We start from the raw sequence: 3,477 nt of genomic DNA, 5'->3' as shown, positions 1-3,477 counted from the left end.
CATTGGGAGTTCACGTACGGACAGAAGCGGGTCGATGAGCTGGTCAAGAAGAGCCTCAAAGCCAAGTTCCTGGCGCAGAACATTTTCAGTGCCACCTGGGAAGAGCTGGTCTTCAAGCCCTACGCCATTCACGAGGTTAGTGGCCGGAAGATCGCCATCATCGGCCAGGCATTTCCCTTCACCCCCATCGCCAACCCGCGTTACATGATCCCGGACTGGACCTTCGGCATTCACCCCGGGCACATGCAGAAGATGGTGGACGAGTGCCGCAAGGACCATCAGGCCGACCTGGTGGTGGTGCTCTCCCATAACGGCGCCGATGTGGACAAGAAAATGGCCGCCCAGGTGCAGGGCATCGACATCATCCTCGGCGGCCACACCCACGACATCATGGGACCCCGGCCCTTCAAGGTCGGCAAGACCCTCATCATCAACACCTCTACCAACGGCAAGGTGCTAGCCCGCTTCGACCTCGATGTGGGCAAGGGCAAGCTCAACGGCTTCCGCTTCCACTACCTGCCGGTCTTCTCCAACCTCATCCCGCCTGACCCGGAGATGGCCGCCTACATCGAGAAGGTGCGTGCCCCTTACAAGGACAAGCTCGCCGAACCGCTCACGGTCACTGAAAGCCTCCTCTACCGGCGCGACAACTTCAACGGCACCTTCGACCAGTTGATCTGCAATGCCCTCATGCAGGAGATGGACTGCGAGGCCGCTTTCTCCTCAGGTTTCCGCTGGGGTTACTGCAAGCTGCCCGGCGAGACCATCACCATGGAGGATCTGATGGGCCAGACCGCCATCACTTACCCCCAGGTGACCGTCACCGAGTACACCGGCGCGCAGATCAAGAGCATCATGGAGCAGGTCGCCGACAACATCTTCAACAAGGATCCCTACTACCAGCAGGGCGGCGACATGATCCGGGTTGGCAACATCCAGTATGCCTTCGACCCCGACCAGCCCATCTTTCACCGCTGCAGCGACATGATGGTCGGTGGCAAGCCCATGTCTCCCTCCAAAAAGTACAAGCTGGCCGGCTGGGCGCCGACCACCGCGCCCGTGGAGGGTAAGCCTGTCTGGGACGTGGTTGCCCATTGGCTCCGGTCACAAAAGACCGTCCGTGTCGACAAGCTCGACCTGCCACGCCTCGCCAACGACATGAAGACTAATCACGGAATTGCATTTCCCAAAGAGTATGGTCTTTGACTCAGCAAACCTGAACTCCAGGGAGACGATAGCGGCATAACGTTTCACCGAGGAGGGGGCAGCGCTACGGCGGATTCCGGTGATTCAGGGATCCGCACCCCGCCGACCCGGTCTACACAGGCCGGGCCTTGAAAAAAGGAGAATCCATGCGCCGCGTGCTTTTCGCCATCATGTTGCTGGCCATCGGATGGAGTGCCCCCCTTATGGCCGCTCCGATGGGCTTTTGGGGGACCCTCGCACAGGCCCGCTGGGTACAGGAAGGTCGACTGGGACCGCTCATCTATGTCTTTATGGATCCCAACTGTCCCTATTGCCATGTCCTATACAATCGCTTGCAGCCTTTCATTCGCAAGGGCCAGGTCGTCGTGCGATTCATTCCCGTGGGGATGCTGACCCCAAGCAGCGCAGGCAAAGCGGCGGCCATTCTCGAGTCGCCGGACCCGCAAAAGGCGCTGGCAAAGAACGAGAAGGGGTTCCATGGCGATCGCGGTGCCATCGCGCCGGTGACGCCAACACCCGCTACCGAAAAGATGTTGCGCCATAACCTGTACTATTTTTCCGTGACCGATGCTACCGGAGTCCCTGCCACCCTGTATAAAAAGCGTAGCGGCCAGGTGGATGTGATCACCGGCGCCCCAAGCCCCGGTAGCTTGGCCAAGATCCTGCAAGGGCTATGAATCACCGGGACTGCTGCTCGTCGTCTTGAACCAACTGGCCTGACTAATCCAGGTTCTGTGCGCCCCTAGCCTTAACCGTTCCAGCCCCGTAACCGCTCTAGCAAGTCCACCGCCAGCGCCGCACCTGCCATATCAATCTCCAGATCGCGGCTGAGGCGGCGACTGAGGCGGGCGCGGTAGAGATCGAGGCTGCGGAAGCGCCAGTGCTGCGGGCCACTACCTTCGGGATGAATAACGCCATAGCGCACCAGTTGCACGGCTTCGCCTTCAGCGCAGTGGAGCAGGGTGCAAAAGTGCGGGAAATCGAAGCAGAAAGCGCCCTCTTCCAGCAATTCCCCTTCGATGACGGTGATCAGTGGTGAAACCATGGGGCATTCTCCTCGGTCTTATGGTCAGCGGCGGGGATGGAAGTCGGACATCTCCGCGAGTTGGTTCCACAGGGCTTTTTCCGGCTCGCTGATTTTTTTGGGGACGACAATCTGGATCACCGCATACAAATCGCCGGGCGTTTTGCTGCCGGAGCCCGGCAATCCCTTTTGACTGAGCCGCAGCTTCTGCCCGCTGGTGCTGCCGGCCGGAATCTTCATGCGCACGCCGCCATCCAGGGTGGGTACCTCGACGCTGGCGCCCAGCACCGCCTCCCACGGGGTGATGTGCAGGTCATGATACAAATCGCTACCCTCTACCCGAAACCTGGGGTGTGGCTGGAACTGGATGTGCAGGTACAGGTCCCCATTGGGACCACCGCCCATGCCCGGAGCGCCCTGCCCGGCCATACGCAGCCGTTGGCCTTCGCGGATGCCTTTGGGAATTTTGACGGTCAGGCGCCGCGCTTCCCGGCGCACACGGCCATCTGGACCCATGGTGGGCACTTCCAGGTTGATCTCGCGCTGGGCGCCGTGGGCCGCATCCTCCAGATTGACGCGGATAGTGGCCTCGCTGTCTTCGCCCTGGCTGCGGAATCCGCCCCCCCCGCTGCCACGAAAGCCACCACCCTGCTGCTGGCGGAATATGGACTCGAAAAAGTCACTGAACCCGCCGCCACCAAAATCGGCGCCGCCCCCGCCAAAGCCACCCCCGGCCTGCTGTCCCCAGCCGGGCGGCGGCCGGAACTCCTGACCGGCGCGCCAGTTGCTGCCCAACTGGTCATAGGCGGCGCGCTTCTCCGGGTCTTTGAGCACCTCATAGGCTTCCTGAAGATCCTTGAAGCGGTCTTCCGCATCCTTTTCCTTGCTTACGTCAGGGTGATATTTGCGCGCCATTTTGCGATAAGACGTCTTGATCGCGTCGGCATCAGCGCTGCGTTCGACACCCAGAATTTTGTAGTAGTCCTTGTATTCCAACTCATCCCCCTTATCATTGGTTATAGCAGACAGCGGCCCGACTGCAAGTCTGCTTTCACAATGCGGTTATTATGCCGTATTTTCAAGCTTGGATGCCCAAGCCCGAGGAGTTGCTGTGTCTGAATGGTCTGCTCTCAATCCCCGCCAGATGGAGGCGGTAACCCTGCCGCCCGGCCCGGCGCTGGTGCTGGCGGGGGCGGGCTCCGGCAAAACGCGGGTGCTGACCAGCCGCATTGCCCATTTGCTGGAAG

5 protein-coding genes are annotated in these 3,477 nt (G+C 60.7%); 3 read left to right on the top strand and 2 right to left on the bottom strand.

Annotated features, from left to right (window positions below; translation table 11 throughout):
- Together soxB and dsbG are read left to right on the top strand one after the other, a co-directional pair.
- Nucleotides 1-1,206 (top strand): thiosulfohydrolase SoxB (gene soxB, locus AC2VNK_RS09530; RefSeq protein ID WP_486883578.1); only part of this gene is annotated, 1,206 nt, incomplete at its 5' end.
- Between the two features lie 146 nt (nt 1,207-1,352).
- On the top strand, nt 1,353-1,883 hold the full coding sequence (gene dsbG / locus AC2VNK_RS09525; RefSeq protein ID WP_291521119.1) for a thiol:disulfide interchange protein DsbG: 531 nt from the start codon (nt 1,353-1,355) through the stop codon (nt 1,881-1,883).
- Between the two features lie 71 nt (nt 1,884-1,954).
- Here dsbG and AC2VNK_RS09520 read toward each other — a convergent pair whose 3' ends face one another.
- Both AC2VNK_RS09520 and AC2VNK_RS09515 read right to left on the bottom strand, forming a co-directional pair.
- Nucleotides 1,955-2,251, bottom strand: a complete 297-nt coding sequence (locus tag AC2VNK_RS09520; RefSeq protein WP_291521121.1) for a chaperone modulator CbpM — start codon at nt 2,249-2,251, stop codon at nt 1,955-1,957.
- Between the two features lie 24 nt (nt 2,252-2,275).
- Nucleotides 2,276-3,226: a DnaJ C-terminal domain-containing protein gene (locus AC2VNK_RS09515; protein ID WP_486883577.1), complete on the bottom strand. Its 951-nt coding sequence runs from the start codon at nt 3,224-3,226 to the stop codon at nt 2,276-2,278.
- A 115-nt stretch (nt 3,227-3,341) separates the two neighbouring features.
- On the opposite strand from AC2VNK_RS09515, the gene AC2VNK_RS09510 reads away from it, so the two are divergent.
- The coding region (locus AC2VNK_RS09510; RefSeq protein WP_486883579.1) for a UvrD-helicase domain-containing protein at nt 3,342-3,477 on the top strand (136 nt) is incomplete at its 3' end.

Source organism: Acidithiobacillus sp. TH-A35, assembly GCF_057473505.1.
The sequence above is the reverse complement of the archived record's forward strand: the minus strand, read 5'-3'. Positions and strand labels throughout refer to the sequence as shown.

Coding starts and splice junctions, on each gene's coding strand:
- dsbG (WP_291521119.1), top strand. CDS start 1,353: ATGCGCCGCGTGCTTTTCGCCATCATGTTGCTGGCCATCGGATGGAGT.
- AC2VNK_RS09520 (WP_291521121.1), bottom strand. CDS start 2,251: ATGGTTTCACCACTGATCACCGTCATCGAAGGGGAATTGCTGGAAGAG.